At 61.7% G+C, this 13,261-nt stretch carries 16 protein-coding genes; 4 read left to right on the top strand and 12 right to left on the bottom strand.

Annotation, left to right across the window (positions count from 1 at the left end; translation table 11 throughout):
* Positions 1-142: 142 nt before the first annotated feature.
* Together ACZK33_RS21795 and ACZK33_RS21800 are read right to left on the bottom strand one after the other, a co-directional pair.
* Entirely contained in the window at positions 143-520 is a 378-nt protein-coding gene (locus tag ACZK33_RS21795) for a hypothetical protein (protein WP_423174316.1), read from the bottom strand.
* A 75-nt stretch (positions 521-595) separates the two neighbouring features.
* Complete coding sequence (locus ACZK33_RS21800; RefSeq protein WP_369353270.1) at positions 596-1,198, bottom strand: DUF998 domain-containing protein; 603 nt, start codon at positions 1,196-1,198, stop codon at positions 596-598.
* 648 nt (positions 1,199-1,846) lie between these two features.
* On the opposite strand from ACZK33_RS21800, the gene ACZK33_RS21805 reads away from it, so the two are divergent.
* Positions 1,847-2,179, top strand: coding sequence for a hypothetical protein (locus ACZK33_RS21805; protein WP_478453867.1), 333 nt, complete (start codon positions 1,847-1,849; stop codon positions 2,177-2,179).
* Between the two features lie 45 nt (positions 2,180-2,224).
* Positions 2,225-2,719, top strand: a complete 495-nt coding sequence (locus ACZK33_RS21810) for a cold-shock protein (protein ID WP_285301986.1) — start codon at positions 2,225-2,227, stop codon at positions 2,717-2,719.
* A gap of 735 nt (positions 2,720-3,454) precedes the next feature.
* Here ACZK33_RS21810 and ACZK33_RS21815 read toward each other — a convergent pair.
* The 7 genes from ACZK33_RS21815 to ACZK33_RS21845 form a co-directional block, all read right to left on the bottom strand.
* A complete protein-coding gene (locus ACZK33_RS21815) occupies positions 3,455-4,702 on the bottom strand; it encodes an ABC transporter permease (RefSeq protein ID WP_423174314.1) in 1,248 nt (415 codons plus the stop codon).
* Entirely contained in the window at positions 4,699-6,012 is a 1,314-nt protein-coding gene (locus ACZK33_RS21820; RefSeq protein WP_423174313.1) for an ABC transporter permease, read from the bottom strand. Before ACZK33_RS21820 ends, ACZK33_RS21815 begins: the two co-directional genes overlap by 4 nt.
* A gap of 4 nt (positions 6,013-6,016) precedes the next feature.
* Positions 6,017-6,790, bottom strand: a complete 774-nt coding sequence (locus ACZK33_RS21825; RefSeq protein WP_099843985.1) for a class I SAM-dependent methyltransferase — start codon at positions 6,788-6,790, stop codon at positions 6,017-6,019.
* On the bottom strand, positions 6,780-7,625 hold the full coding sequence (locus tag ACZK33_RS21830; RefSeq protein WP_154353485.1) for a hypothetical protein: 846 nt from the start codon (positions 7,623-7,625) through the stop codon (positions 6,780-6,782). Before ACZK33_RS21830 ends, ACZK33_RS21825 begins: the two co-directional genes overlap by 11 nt.
* Entirely contained in the window at positions 7,622-8,869 is a 1,248-nt protein-coding gene (locus ACZK33_RS21835) for a hypothetical protein (RefSeq protein ID WP_423174312.1), read from the bottom strand. Before ACZK33_RS21835 ends, ACZK33_RS21830 begins: the two co-directional genes overlap by 4 nt.
* Before the next feature lie 197 nt (positions 8,870-9,066).
* Positions 9,067-9,378, bottom strand: a complete 312-nt coding sequence (locus ACZK33_RS21840; RefSeq protein ID WP_127563839.1) for a hypothetical protein — start codon at positions 9,376-9,378, stop codon at positions 9,067-9,069.
* Positions 9,379-9,408: 30 nt separating this feature from the next.
* Positions 9,409-9,711 carry a hypothetical protein gene (locus ACZK33_RS21845; protein ID WP_423174311.1) on the bottom strand — a complete coding sequence of 101 codons (303 nt, stop codon included), beginning with the start codon at positions 9,709-9,711 and terminating at the stop codon, positions 9,409-9,411.
* 248 nt (positions 9,712-9,959) lie between these two features.
* On the opposite strand from ACZK33_RS21845, the gene ACZK33_RS21850 reads away from it, so the two are divergent.
* The gene (locus ACZK33_RS21850; protein ID WP_099843995.1) at positions 9,960-10,310 is read left to right on the top strand and encodes a helix-turn-helix domain-containing protein; all 351 of its coding nucleotides are present in this window, start codon (positions 9,960-9,962) and stop codon (positions 10,308-10,310) included.
* An 84-nt stretch (positions 10,311-10,394) separates the two neighbouring features.
* Here ACZK33_RS21850 and ACZK33_RS21855 read toward each other — a convergent pair whose 3' ends face one another.
* From ACZK33_RS21855 to ACZK33_RS21865, 3 genes are all read right to left on the bottom strand, one after another.
* On the bottom strand, positions 10,395-10,700 hold the full coding sequence (locus ACZK33_RS21855) for a hypothetical protein (protein ID WP_423174310.1): 306 nt from the start codon (positions 10,698-10,700) through the stop codon (positions 10,395-10,397).
* Between the two features lie 505 nt (positions 10,701-11,205).
* A complete protein-coding gene (locus tag ACZK33_RS21860) occupies positions 11,206-11,571 on the bottom strand; it encodes a hypothetical protein (RefSeq protein WP_053443848.1) in 366 nt (121 codons plus the stop codon).
* Between the two features lie 55 nt (positions 11,572-11,626).
* Entirely contained in the window at positions 11,627-12,229 is a 603-nt protein-coding gene (locus ACZK33_RS21865) for a DUF998 domain-containing protein (protein WP_423174309.1), read from the bottom strand.
* A gap of 649 nt (positions 12,230-12,878) precedes the next feature.
* Between ACZK33_RS21865 and ACZK33_RS21870 the strand changes: the two genes are divergently transcribed.
* Complete coding sequence (locus tag ACZK33_RS21870; RefSeq protein WP_423174308.1) at positions 12,879-13,241, top strand: hypothetical protein; 363 nt, start codon at positions 12,879-12,881, stop codon at positions 13,239-13,241.
* The last annotated feature ends 20 nt before the right edge of the window (positions 13,242-13,261 follow it).

The raw sequence follows: 13,261 nt of genomic DNA on the forward strand, positions 1-13,261 counted from the left end.
ACCGGTATCACCTCAATCCGCAGGCTGTCCCTGGTCAGGGCAACCGATTCCGGATGAATCACCACTCCGCCCGGCTTCCCGTGTCGAACCCGCCGATTCCTTCTGCCGAGGAATCCGAAGATGCCAGCACCACCATCAGCACCTAGCTGGAGCGCATCATCGACCCAATGACGAACGCCGCAGTCAGGCCCGCCCAGGACAGTACCGCCACGACAATCAGCAACACCTTCCGATGCATCGCCTGCGCCTCATGCCGATATGGCGCCTTGCGGTCGTACGGCCTGATCAGCCCCAACAGCTCGCCAGAGACGGTCAGCGCTCCCAGCAGCAACAGGGCAAGCATGCAGAACCCGAACAGCGTTCCAACGCCGCTCACCCGGGCGGCGTCGGTTGCGGCATCGGAATGACCGGCAAGGGCCTCGAAGAACGTCCCCACCCAGCCGGCCAACAGCCCGGCCAGGATCCCGACGAACCCCAGATGGCTGAAAAGATGCACCCAGAAGCGGGCTGGAAGTTTCATCACGAGAGGTCCTTCATCCAGTCAGAAGTAGTGGGCCGGCCACCAATTGAACACATCAACCCGCATGTGTGCCCATCAGTGCTCGAGGTGCGTCTTCAGCTCGTTGGAATCCCTGCGCAGCAGATACAACGCCACCAGGAATGGCCACAGCGAGTTGATCGAAGAGAACAGGCGCTGGGTCAGCCCTCTGAAGCCCTCCGGATCCGCGCCGACCAGGTTCAACCAGAGGTAGACGATGCTCGCAATGCTCACCAAAGCGGTCACGGCGTACGCCCTTCGGTTGGCAGACCACGCGCTCATCTCGATGTGCGACATCGCAGGTGCAATGATGTTTGCGATACCAATGGTGTAGAAGCCGTGCATCGGATGGCCCATGGGCCAGAGCCCGTTGGTCAGCATGGAGACGCCAAAGATCATCCAGCAGATCGCGCCTACGGCAATCCGGCGACCGGACTCCCGCCACACCCCGATGGAGAACGCCACGAAGCCCACGCCGGAGCCGATGGCGGCAACCCTGCCGCAAACGCTTGCGATCGTTGGCGCCTGCAGCAGCTCGCTGGCGTGCTGTACAAGCGGGTTGTAGCCCGGCGCGAACACGGCGGCAACGCTGGTCCAGAACAGGAACCACGGAAGCGGGACCAGACCCGCAGACAGAAGAAGTCGATTGCGGCGTAACACGTGCAGTGATCCTTGTTTTGGCCTGCGCCAGTGGGTGGAATCCGTTCAAACGCCGCAGATCCTTCCTGCTCCGCGCAGGACAGTTCCGGGTGACTACAGCAGTAGTCAGATTCTGCGTGACGTCCTACAGGGTCAATAGGCAGAAAGTCACTCATCCTTGGAGGCGAAGTACGCGGCCCATCAGCGGCCGTCGCACCGGTTCCTTCGCCTTGGCGATCACACATTGCCGTCGGCCCGATGCTGTCGCATTTGCCGCGCCTTGCATCTCTGGCGGAAGGTTCTGACGACTCCGTTACAGAAGTGCCGTTCCGCCTAGCACGCCAAGGCTCTCGCCGCTTCCGGTGCTATGCGACAATGCCAAAAGCGTCTCGGGTTTTGGCGGCATTGACCCCTACCCGTTGGCATTCCGAACAACAGCAGGTAATCGTTACTGCGCCACCGTGCATCGGTGGTCGGGACTCGAAAGCCCGTTTTGTTGGGAAGTAGTTTGCGCTTGCCAGCCGGCACCACCGCGCGTGGTGCCGGCTGGCAATCCGTCTGCCGGCTATGGCGGGCGGGGCGTGGGGGTCTTGTACCCGCCGGTTCCCAACATCCGGTTTTCGAGCCACGCTCTGCCCGCCACCTTTATCGGTGGCGGCTTCCGCCTGCTTGCACGGAGCCCGTCATGACCACGCCACACTTCCGGCCCTGGACCCGAACAGCCTCATCGCCATCCTGCACGCCATCGGCGCGGGCGCTGCGGCCGACGGCCAGCCCTGGCCCGAGCGCCATCACCTGCGCAGCCGGCAAATGGCGTTGTCCGACGCCGACTGCGCGCTCACCGGCCAACGCATCGTGCAGGAGATCCTGCTGGCGGCCGAGCGCACGCGCCAGAACGGTGAGCCCGAGCAGTACGTGGGCGACCGGGTGATGGAGGGGCTGGTGATGGCCGATCTGGCGCTGACCGCCTACATCCACGAGCGAATGCGACCCAAGGACTGAGCGCGCTTATTGCGCGGAGTTTTCTGCCTGTGTGCGGGGTGACGAATGAAGATGCACGGCCTTGCCGCTGCAGCGGTGTGCATCGCGGTGATCGGCGCGATGTGGTTGGAGTGGCCCGAGCCAGCGGGCGATCAGGTGTGGGCCTACCAGAAGCTGCGGCCGGCCGATTACCGCCAGCTGCGCAGTGATGCGCTCGGCTTCGTTACCGCGAAGGCATACGAGGGCTTTGAACTGCACGCGCGCCATGCCGGAGCGACGTCCTTCGAGATCCGGTGCAAGGGCGTGCTGGTGATGGACGTGGAGAATGCGCCCTCGCGCGTGCTGATCCGGATGTCCGCAGATGCACTTACGCGGGCGCCGGATATCGAACGCCTGCGTCTCAGTTTCGAGCGATGGTGGGACTACCACCAGAGCCAGGACGGGTTGCTGGTGGAGAGTGCAGGAACCTCGTGGATCGAAGCGCTGTTTCGACGCTTCAATGAGTACGTGCCTGATGAGCAGCGTTGTTTGTTGAGGACCGCGGGCCGCCCTTGGTCGTAATCCCTCTAGCCACTTCGCCAGCGACTCACAACGTCAGCCCGCGGAGTGCCCGTCGCGCCATCAAGCGTTCTCTGTCTACCCTCCGCAGATCATCAAATTGGGCTCCGTCGCATTAAACGAATTGCGACGCCGTCATCGATCAGATTCGCTTCCGGCCAGAGGCTGACCTCTCCGGGTACTCGACGAACCCGGCACCACACGTAGCAATCCTACCGCCCTGTGATCCTGGCCTGATGCTCGAGCATCAGGGGCAGCGCCGACATCATGGGCGGTCCGTACTAGCGGAAACGGAGCCGTCCTCCCTCAGCCGGACGCTTACATAAACATCTGGCGGAGGTATCTGATTGATCGAAGCCCCCGCGGGAAGGATCTCCCAACTGGTGACCGAGCCGCAGACTGTTTTATGAGTCAACCTGCGACTATCCAACGCCCGTCTGGAAAGCTCGGCAACAACCACTTCAGGTGGGTGGCGATCAAAGCCCTTGTCGGCAGTGCAGGTCTTTCCACTCTGACCCATGGGATACGTTGAACTCTCCACCTCGTCCCTGCACCCCAGCAGACCCAGGATGAGCGAGAGGAGGGTTAGTACCCGAATGCATCGCATTGCCGGTTACTCCTTTCTTCCACTGCCCTGTTATACGCCTTGTCTATCGCAACTCCTCCGAGTCGCCATCGCGTAGCCGTAAGGAACGGTGCTTTGGCGCGAGCACTGGCCGGATGACAGACCCGTCCGGGTCAGGCGCTGCGCAGGATCGCCACCGGCGCTTCTTTGGCTGCTCGTCGGGCCGGAACATAGGCTGCGGCCTGGCCCAACAGAAGTACGGTCAGCACGCCAATCGCGAGAAATGGCGTCTCGATCCTGGCTACCTCGTAGTACCGGGCCACGGCCATGTTCAGGCCGATGGCCAGTGCGGTGCCGACAACAGAGCCGGTAGCGGTGAGAATCAGGTTCTCCACCAGGAAGTACCGCAGGATGTCGGATTTGCGGGCGCCCAGTGCGCGCCGGATACCGATCTGCCGATACCGCTTGCGGACCCAGAAGCTGGCCAGTCCATACACGCCCGTTGCGGTTACCACCAACAGCGCCAACCCGGAGCTCAGGAACATGATCGCCATGGTCTGATCGTGGCGGAAGTAGTCGGCGCGCAGCTCGCGGAATGAGGTGCTGCGGGCGATGGTGCGGTTCGCATCGCGTTGCGACAGCGCGGCCTCACTGGACGCAATCACGTCCGCCACTCGCCCATCCGCGGCACGGATGGCAAACATCACGCGAGGCCCGTCCGGAATCAGCGGCAGAATGAGTGACATGTCATTGTCTGCATCGGTCTTCAGGACAGGTCGGGAAAGCGTCTTGACCACGCCGACCACCTGAATGGGATGCTGCGCGTCGGCATACAGGAACTTGCCGACGGCGCCGCCCTCCGGAAACAGCTTGTCCGCCAGTGCCTGCGACACAACGGCCTCGCTCGCCTTGTAGAGCCCGGCATAGTCGGCGCTGGCCTCCATCGGCACGAATGCTCCCGCAGACAGGTCACGGCCGGCAACAAGGGTCAGGCCCAGCACCTTGGCGGCAGGCGACGATGCCGTATAGACAGTCGGTTCGGCCTCTACGATGCCGGAAATGTCATTGCCTTTAAGCGGCTTGTTGGTGAACCCGGCCGACCAATTGTGCTGGGCAAGCGGAAGTGACTCTGCTGCGATTACCTGTTCGACGCCTGGTTGCTGGCGGATGGCCTCCAGGTCGGTCCTGATCGAGGCTGCAGGGTTGGCTGCTGCAGGCCCCAGGTATTCGGTCTCGATGACGCCCAGGTTCGCCTCTTCCAGGCCCGTCTTGTAGGTGAGGGTTCCCAGCCGCTCGGACAGCAGAAACGCAAGGTTCGTCACGCACGCCGTGGCAACCAGCACCTGCACCAGGAGAATGGACGCGATGAAGCGGTTGCGGGTGAGCGCGCGGACGATAAGGGGGACTTCTGCAATGCTCATTCTGACGCCTTGATCTGCATGGCCAGACGGCCTGAGGTAGCGCGCAGCGCAGGGAAGAACGCAGCGATGACACTGGAGACACACGCCAGGCCCACGGTGAGAGCGGCCATGCTCAGATCCATGTTGGCCAGCGAGGCGTAGTCTTCCGGCTGCATCCGCACAAGGTAGAGGCCGGCCTCTGCAACGATCAGCCCTACCGCGCCGCCCAGGCCGCCGATGATCAGTGCTTCGGTGCAGAGCTGATAGATGACGTCCTGCCGGCGCGCACCCAGCGCCCGACGGATCGATATCTCATGGGAACGGCGGATGAAGCGGGCGAAGATCAGGGCACTCATGTTCAGCAGGCAAACGATCAGGAAGCCCAGGCACAGCGCCAACTGCAGCTTTACCTCGTTGGGGATGATGCGATGCTCGACCAGGAAGTCCCTCAAGGACACCATGCGCGGCGTGGTTGTCCTGTCAAACCTTCCGGCCTGCTGCTGTGTACGTGCGTAGTTGCCCAGGAAGCGCTCGTACTGCTCGACACTGGCCGCGTCAGGCAACTCGGCCCAGAACTGGACCCATGATGTGCGGGCGTCCTGCAGGCGATTGAGGGGCTTGTCACTGCTCCATGAGAAGACGCTGCTGGACACCGCCATCTGCATTTCCGCTGCAACACCAATCGGGATGAAGAAGTCTTCGCGCCCCTTGAAGACATCCTGCTGAAGGTCCGTATAGAACCGGGGGCGCGGGCTCCACGGACCGGCGACACCGACCACCCTGAATGCCTGGCCGCCAAGCCGGACGGTGGCTCCCACCAGGCCTTCACTGCCCAGACGAGCAGCCAGATCCTGGCCCAGCACGACAACCCGGGCGTGGGCAGCATCATCTTCACGCGTCCAGGCCCTGCCCTGCGCCATGGGAATGCCAAACATGGCGAACGCATCTGCAGTGACATACTGCCCTTGCGTGAAGAATGGAATCTGCACGCTGCGCTGCGCATCCACCAGCAGACGGGCAGACGCCAGTGCGGTCTGATGGGAGGCGGGGGCCTGCCGAAGCAGGTTCTGCGCATCCACCCAGGTGAGAGCCACGCGCGGGTCCATGCCCGGCCTGACGTCGTAGGACGTGGGAAGCGCGTCAATGAAGGGGTGATAGAGATGCTCGCTCCGCCCCGGCAGTGGATCCCACGTCATTGTCCGCACGACAGTCAGCATTGTCATGCTTGCGCCGATGCCCAACCCCAGCGCCAGGATCAGCGCTGCGCTCATCCCCTTGGTTTCCATAAGCCTGGTGCGGGCCAGCGCAAAGTAATAGCCGAACATATACATCTCTCTAATGCAGGAAGGTGGCCGCAGTCGGAATCACGTCCACCGGTTCAATCGAGATCCACGCCGTGCTGTTCTGCGCCCTATCGCAGGCTTCCAGCAGATGCATCAGCCGGAAGCGCGAGCGTTGGACCATACGCAGCAGCGCGTCAATGTCCTGCTCGCTGCGATCCTTGATGAACGCCCTGGGTATCTTATTCTGATTCAGGGCGTCCACAACGGCCTCCAGGGTCAGGTAGCTGAGCCGCTGGGTGGAGGCACTGTCGATGAAGATCGAAGCGCTTTCCGCCATGCGCGGCAGAAACGCCGCCAGCAAGGCTTGGATGCTGTCCTGGGAGTGGTTGAAGTCGGAGAAGACCATATCTATTCCGCCGTCAAAGGCGGGGGCCTGGGCAATCTCGGCAAAGCCGATCTCCTGCCAATTGGCGACAACGTGATTCTCGACTCCGGCCCACTGGAATACGTGCTGCAGGAAAGCGGGATAGTCCTGCCCCATCTCCCGCAGTGAATCGGCAAGCGGCCCCTGCAGGCCCTCGACAAACCTGATGCCTGGCTCACTGGAGAAGTGCGAGCCATTATCGTAGGTGTGAATGACACCGCTGCCGTTCTCCCGCAATGCACCGGCCATCCAGGCCGCAGTGACGCCAAAGCCGGTGCCCAGTTCGACGACGATGCGCGGGCGGGTCCGCTTGACCAGGCTGTACAACAGTACGCACAGGTCCTCGCTTCCGTAGACCCAGCCCATGGACTCGCGCAGCGAGCTCAGCTTCTCAAGCAGCATTCACACCCCCGGCGCCGCCGGTAAGCAACCACGCGTCCAATGCATCCTGCACAGCGGTATCGACGGCGACGGAACGAAGGTAGGGCGAGAATGCGTGGAAGGTGACTGCCTCGTCCGTCACGTACAGGAGCATCTCTCCTGCTTCGGCACGGAAGGCCTGTGCAGCTGCTCGCGTCAGCTGCCCGCACACAGCATCATCGACCTCAACGCTTCCACGGGGAAAGTGGATTCCGTTGTAGTCCCGCCCAAGGAACCAGGCGATCACGGGGACGCCCTTCGGCCTGGACACGTGGAACTGATGCCTGCGGCGCTCTTCGTCATCAAGCTGCCGTTCCTGTCGCCAGTCAAAAAGCGACCAGACCGACTTCTGCATGGGGTCCTCGATGCGGGACAGGTCTGGTTCTTCGTAGCCAAAGCTATAGGCGAAGTCAGGCGTATTCGCCTCGGGAAGAGCGCGTTCGAGTTCAAACCACTGCACATTCAGCGGGGCCAGACACCGGGATACGCCGCGCGTGCCGGTGTCGTGACAGAGGCTCACCCCCAGCGCCAGAAGCGGCTGCAGGCGGATATGGAACCAGCGGGCGTCCACTCCGTGCTCGGCCAAGAACCGTTCGACCTGCGTTCCTTCCAGAGAGAAGACCCGGTTCACCACTTTGGTTCCGCGGAACAGACTCTCAAGATGCGCACCTGGGCTCAGCCGGAGAACCTCAGGCCAGGGTTGACCCTCCATTACTGGTATCAGCTCATCAATGTGTATGGCGGGGACACCCGTGGCCAGCGCCCGCAGCGCGACCGGGTCAAGGTGATCCGCGTAGATGACGACTGTTCTGCTCATTGCTGCCACTCCCCGTATCGATACTGACGCTTCATCTCGGCCTGCATCTGATCGATCATCTGCCCGACCTCGCCATTGATGGCGTCCTTGGTCATCAACCGACCGCTCAGATCCTGCTCGATCAGGAAGCCGGCGGCGCAGACGGCCAACCTGCGCTGGACGTGGCGCTTGGCGGCTTCACCCAGGCCCGGAGAAATCTCAAGATGACGCTTGAGCAGGCGATGACACACGTAATAGACGAAGACCGCGTGGATGTAGGAGGAGTTGGGAATGGGATTGCCGGACCACGGAGACACGACACGGTGCTGGTAGTCATTGGCAACGAAGAACCCGTTGGCAAGCTCCCACGCGGCCAGATAGTTGTGCGTGCTTTCATGCATGATGCTCTCCATGCACGCCTCAACCAGAAGCTCAGGGTTATGCGTGTTCAGCAGCCGAATGGAACCCGGCTGCCTCGGCACATGCTCGGAGCCGTAGCGGCCGGCTTCATCGGACGTGACTTCTGCCGACTTGCGCACGGTGATCCGCCGGACGAAGTTGCGGATGAGAAGGCCGTACATGGGTTCTGACCGATCAATCGCCGCCAGCGCCTCTGCCAGCTTTCGCGAGACATGCTCACGCTCCGCATCGGTCAGCGGCAGGCACGGTTGGCTCAGCACCCCAGAACGCGGCTCATGGTGCCGCGCTGGCGGGCTCTCGAGGTCCAGCGCGATACAGTCACCCAGCTTCGGCAACTGCCGAAGGGTCCACACGCCCGTGGCATCCTTTTCCGCAACGCAGTCTCCAACCGGGCTGTAGAGCTGCCACTGCCGCGCCTCTCTCAGATATCTGCCGGTCCGCCCCTGCGCCAGCTCGGCGATCGACTTCTCCCGAGCGATTATGTCGTGCAGCGCGCCAAGCGCGCGGGCCTGTTCCTCTGCCCTCTCCTGCTCGTCAGCTCCGGCCTCCAGCCTGTCCTTCCGCGCGGACTCCAGGCACAGATACTGCTCGCAGAATTCGGAACTCAGCAGTACGCGAGCCTGGCGATCGGACCCGATTGACTGGTACATCTGATGCATGGCACGAGCCGTCGTCCCGTACCGCGGATCGGCAAGCACTTCCTGAAGTCGCGCTTTCATCCTGCGCAGTCTTGACCACAGAATCCCCTCGACGACGGCCTCCATATGCTCCGTCGTATCCGCGATCTCCATCAAGCAGGCCGGGCTGCTCACGTCGGGAGTTTGCAACTGGGTAATCGCATTCACTTTTCTGCTCCATGCAGTGCTCGCCGTCCTTGCCACCTACGACTGTCCGGCACCGACTTGTAATGAGGATTACTGCCACATGATGGGCAGACCCGCAATCGAGCTGCTGTGCAGAGCACAGCAGCTCGAATCACCATTGCGTCTGCGTGCAGGTGACCACCAGCGGCAACAGGCCGCCGGCTCGCCTGCTTCCGGCCTCAGACGTTGAAGCGATCGGCAGACATCGCGGTCTGTTTCTCGATGGCCGCTTCATGGTGGTGGTGCGAGCCGAAGGAGTCGTCGTGATGCCCCCCGGCAACCAAGGCCTCCAGACGATTGTCCGTGGCGACCTTCTCGAACTCGTCCATCGACAGGTCATTGACGACGGTCAACGACGTTGCGCTTTCAATTGCCGGCTCCAGCTGGGCGCCAGAAATCGGCGATGCGACAGCCCCACCGACGGCCGCACTGCCGATTACCAGCATGGTGAGCGCAGAAAGAGTTTTGGCCGTGCTTCGGTTGTCTTTCATTTCCAGTTCCTTTTGATCGGGTGGGCGAGCTCAGACGTCGAATCGCGAGTTGGAGATGGCAGCGACGGATGCCATTTCCTTCTTGGTGGCCTCGTGATGGTGGTGGGACCCGATCGAGTCCGAATGGTGGCCGTCTGCCAGCATCTGTTCCTGGGCAGTGGAGAACTCGCTGTTGCGAAGCAGGTCCAGATCAGCCTCGATGGACGTCAGGGCCTTCAGTTCAGCACCCGCAGAGGTCACCTGCGAGTGAGCCGGTGCCGCCGACGCTGCTGCGGTGCCCGCAATTATCAGCGTAAGAGACGAGAGGGCCTTTGCTGCGATTCGATTGCTCATTGAAACACTCCATGTAATCGGTTGGAAAAACAAGCTCCCCGCAGTGCAGTACGAATCCGCACTGCGGACATCGATTACAGGCAGACACATTGCATTCACGCAAACGTTACGCTGTGTCGTGCACAGCACAGCATAATGCGACTGCTCATTTTCGTGGTTGATGAACCTTGTTTGACTCTGGGGTGACAATTGAGCAGACTCTAAGCCAACCTCCTCACCAGGGTCGCGTCGCGAGTCAGGGGCTCTATATGGATATGGAATTCGACACGCTCTCTGCCCGGATCCGCTTTGCCCGGATCAGCAGCGGTTTGTCGCAGACCGACTTGGCCAAGGCGCTGAGCGTCAACCGCGCTACCGTCGGACACTGGGAACGAGAGGAGAGTTTCTCCCCTACGATCGACCATCTGCAGGGCATGGCCCGCATCATGAATGTGAGCGTGTCCTGGCTTGTAGCCGGCGAGCAGATGAAGCGCACCGGTGAGACCGTTGGCACACGCTCGAGCCTTGAGGCCAGGATGGTGGAGCTTTCAAAACACCTTCCGATGTCTTTCCTGCTTCACCTCCTGGCGCTGATGGAAAGCGCAGAGACGTATATCTAGTACGTGCAGCTGGCACGCGGGGTCTCATGGACCTGGGCCAACGATCTCTTCAGAGAACTAACAGGACACGGCCGGGAATCTGGCTCAGACGTCAAATCGAGAGTCCGACGGGATTGCGACGTCCGTCAGATTGCGAGTGTCAACGCCCGTATCGTGGTGAGGATGACACACGTCAAGCGAGTCCGAATGGTTGTGGGCAACCAGAACCCCGTCCTGGTGAGCGGAGAATTCGCTGCTGCGAAGTACATCCAGGTCAATCGCCGTCAGGGCATTCAACCCTGCTTCTGCAGTGTTCACCTGCGAATGAACTGGAGCGGCCGACGTCGCCGCAGTGCCCGCGATGATCAGCGTGAGGGAGGAAAGTGCCTTTCCTGCAATTCGATTGTGCATTGAAACGCTCCGTGTACTTGGTTAGGGACATTTTCAGTTTCCGAGCGCACCTGCATTCGGACAAATGTCGCGCTGTGCTTGGCACAGCGGACTGGTCGGCACGTTTTGACGAGATTCCTTCCTAGACCCGCGGGCAAGAACATGACTTGCCTGTCGAACCCAAGGGTGTTCTGCGAACACGAATCCATCGATGTAGATCGACGAAACCGTTTTCGGAATCGATAACATGGGCACCATCAAGTACCTCCGTTGGCACTCACCCCCGCCAAAGGAGGTGCTCCTGCCACCCTTCAACAGCCCCGAGGCTTATCATTCGAACTTCGTTCGTCAGGCCAGCCGAGAGACGGGCATCAATCCGGGTTCCCAGGCAGCGTTGTGAAGCGTGGTGGTTCATTACCTTACGACCAGGTTAATGTCAGCTTCCGGCCAAGAGCGGACTCTCGCAATGCCTCGAACAGACCCAACCACGAATTTGCCTGGCCTGGAACGAAGTATCGGGCCGGCACTACTTGAACATCTCCAACAGATCCTTGTCTTCATGCCGCTGCTCCCACGTGGAGAGAAAACAGAAGCTAACACCACTTCGCATGGCAGCCTTCTGGAACCCGGCCAGTTCTTCCTTCGTGACCGGGTACTCAACCGGATCAAAGTGCAGAATCCCCCACGGCTTGACGAGAGAGAACCCAGGCAGGAGTTCCGAGAAGATCGCCTTGAGCAGGGGCCGGATACTCGAAAAGTCCTTGATCGGGCCCGCGCGATTGCCAAGGGCGTGACACTGGCGACGGATGGTCCTGTCTCCACCGACCAAGCGCGCAATAAAATGGTCCTGGTGCACCTGAATGTAGATCAGCTGGCGACGGAAAATCCTCATCCTCATCTCAACTCCGCACGCTCAGTAGTCGTCCATGTGCCTGCATGCCGTTCCATCAACGCGCCGGCTGCGCCGTCAGCACGCTTGAACCCCTGCGCACCAAGTACAACGCAACCAGAAACGGCCACAGCGAGTTGATCGACGAGAACAGGCGCTGTGTCAGCCCCCTGAACCCATCCGGATCCGCTCCCACCACGTTCAACCAGAGATAGACGATGCCCCCGATGCTCACCACAGCGGTCACGGCGTACGCCCTTCGGTTGGCAGACCACGCACTCAGTTCGATGTGCGACATCGCCGGTGCAATGATGTTTGCGATGCCGATGGTATAGAAGCCGTGCATCGGATGGCCCATGGGCCAGAGACCGTTGGTCAGCATGGAGATGCCAAAGATCATCCAACAGATCGCGCCTACGGCAATCCGGCGGCCGGACTCCCGCCATACCCCGATGGCAAACGCCACGAAGCCCACGCCGCAGCCGATGGGGGCAATCCTGGCGCAGATGCTTGCAATCGTTGGTGCCTGCAGCAGTTCGCTGGCGTGCTGTGCAAGCGGGTTGTAGCCCGGCGCAAACACGGCGGCAACGCTGGTCCAGAACAGGAACCACGGAAGCGGGACCAGACCCGCAGACAGAAGAAGTCGATTGCGGCGTAACACGTACAGTGATCCTTGTATTGGCCTGCGCCAGTGGGTGAAATCCGTTCAAACGCTACAAGACCGTCCTGCTGCGGGCAGTGCAGCCCCGCGTGACTACAGCGGTAGTCAGATTGCGCGCGGCACTCGGTAGGTTCAATAGGCAGGAAGTCATTTAAACCATCCAGCCGGTGTCGCAGCGGTTCGGTTGCATGAGCGATCACACATGCCCAATGGGCGAGTGCTGTCGCATTTGCCGCGCCTGGCATCTCTGGCCGAAGGTTCTGAGGACTCCGTTCCAGAAGTGCCGCTGCGCCAAGCACGCCAAGGCTCTCGCCGCTTTCCTCGCTATGCGACAATGCCAAAAGCGTCTCGGGTTTTGGCGGCATTGCCCCCTCCCCCTTGGCATTCCCAACTACGTCAGGCAACTCTGGTATCGCCACCGAAAACGGGTGGCCGGGCCTCGAAAACCCGAGCTATTAGGATGTTGTTTGCACTTGCCAGCCGGCATCACCTTGCGTGGTGTCGGCTGGCATTCCGTCTGCCAGCTATGGCGGGCGGGGCGTGGGGGCCTTGTGCCCGCCGGTTTCTTCCTAATAGCCCGGTTTTCGAGCCACGCTCTGCCCGCCACCTTTATCGGTGGCGGCGTCCGCCTGCATGCACGGAGCCCGCCATGACCACACCGCACTCCCCGCCCCCGCGCCCGATCCAGGAAGCGCCGTCACCCGCGCCCGCGCCCGCGCTGGACCCCAACAGCCTCATCGCCATCCTGCACGCCATCGGCGCGGGCGCCGCGGCCGACGGCCAGCCCTGGCCCGAGCGGCACCATCTACGCAGCCGGCAGATGCAGTTGTCCGACGCCGACTGCGCGCTCACCGGCCAGCGCATCGTGCAGGAGATCCTGCTGGCGGCCGAGCGCACGCGCCAGAACGGCGAGCCCGAACAGTACGTGGGCGACCGGGTGATGGAGGGGCTGGTGATGGCCGATCTCGCGCTGACCGCCTTCATCCACGAGCGGATGCGACCCAAGGACTGAGCGCGCTTACGGCGCGGAGT

The organism is Stenotrophomonas sp. 86156_Sma (assembly GCF_056481625.1).

Excerpts from the sequence above, each read along its gene's own strand:
- ACZK33_RS21795 (WP_423174316.1), bottom strand. The coding sequence starts at position 520 with ATGAAACTTCCAGCCCGCTTCTGGGTGCATCTTTTCAGCCATCTGGGG.
- ACZK33_RS21810 (WP_285301986.1), top strand. The coding sequence starts at position 2,225 with ATGAAGATGCACGGCCTTGCCGCTGCAGCGGTGTGCATCGCGGTGATC.
- ACZK33_RS21815 (WP_423174314.1), bottom strand. The coding sequence starts at position 4,702 with ATGAGCATTGCAGAAGTCCCCCTTATCGTCCGCGCGCTCACCCGCAAC.
- ACZK33_RS21820 (WP_423174313.1), bottom strand. The coding sequence starts at position 6,012 with ATGTATATGTTCGGCTATTACTTTGCGCTGGCCCGCACCAGGCTTATG.
- ACZK33_RS21825 (WP_099843985.1), bottom strand. The coding sequence starts at position 6,790 with ATGCTGCTTGAGAAGCTGAGCTCGCTGCGCGAGTCCATGGGCTGGGTC.
- ACZK33_RS21830 (WP_154353485.1), bottom strand. The coding sequence starts at position 7,625 with ATGAGCAGAACAGTCGTCATCTACGCGGATCACCTTGACCCGGTCGCG.
- ACZK33_RS21840 (WP_127563839.1), bottom strand. The coding sequence starts at position 9,378 with ATGAAAGACAACCGAAGCACGGCCAAAACTCTTTCTGCGCTCACCATG.
- ACZK33_RS21845 (WP_423174311.1), bottom strand. The coding sequence starts at position 9,711 with ATGAGCAATCGAATCGCAGCAAAGGCCCTCTCGTCTCTTACGCTGATA.
- ACZK33_RS21850 (WP_099843995.1), top strand. The coding sequence starts at position 9,960 with ATGGATATGGAATTCGACACGCTCTCTGCCCGGATCCGCTTTGCCCGG.
- ACZK33_RS21855 (WP_423174310.1), bottom strand. The coding sequence starts at position 10,700 with ATGCACAATCGAATTGCAGGAAAGGCACTTTCCTCCCTCACGCTGATC.
- ACZK33_RS21860 (WP_053443848.1), bottom strand. The coding sequence starts at position 11,571 with ATGAGGATTTTCCGTCGCCAGCTGATCTACATTCAGGTGCACCAGGAC.
- ACZK33_RS21870 (WP_423174308.1), top strand. The coding sequence starts at position 12,879 with ATGACCACACCGCACTCCCCGCCCCCGCGCCCGATCCAGGAAGCGCCG.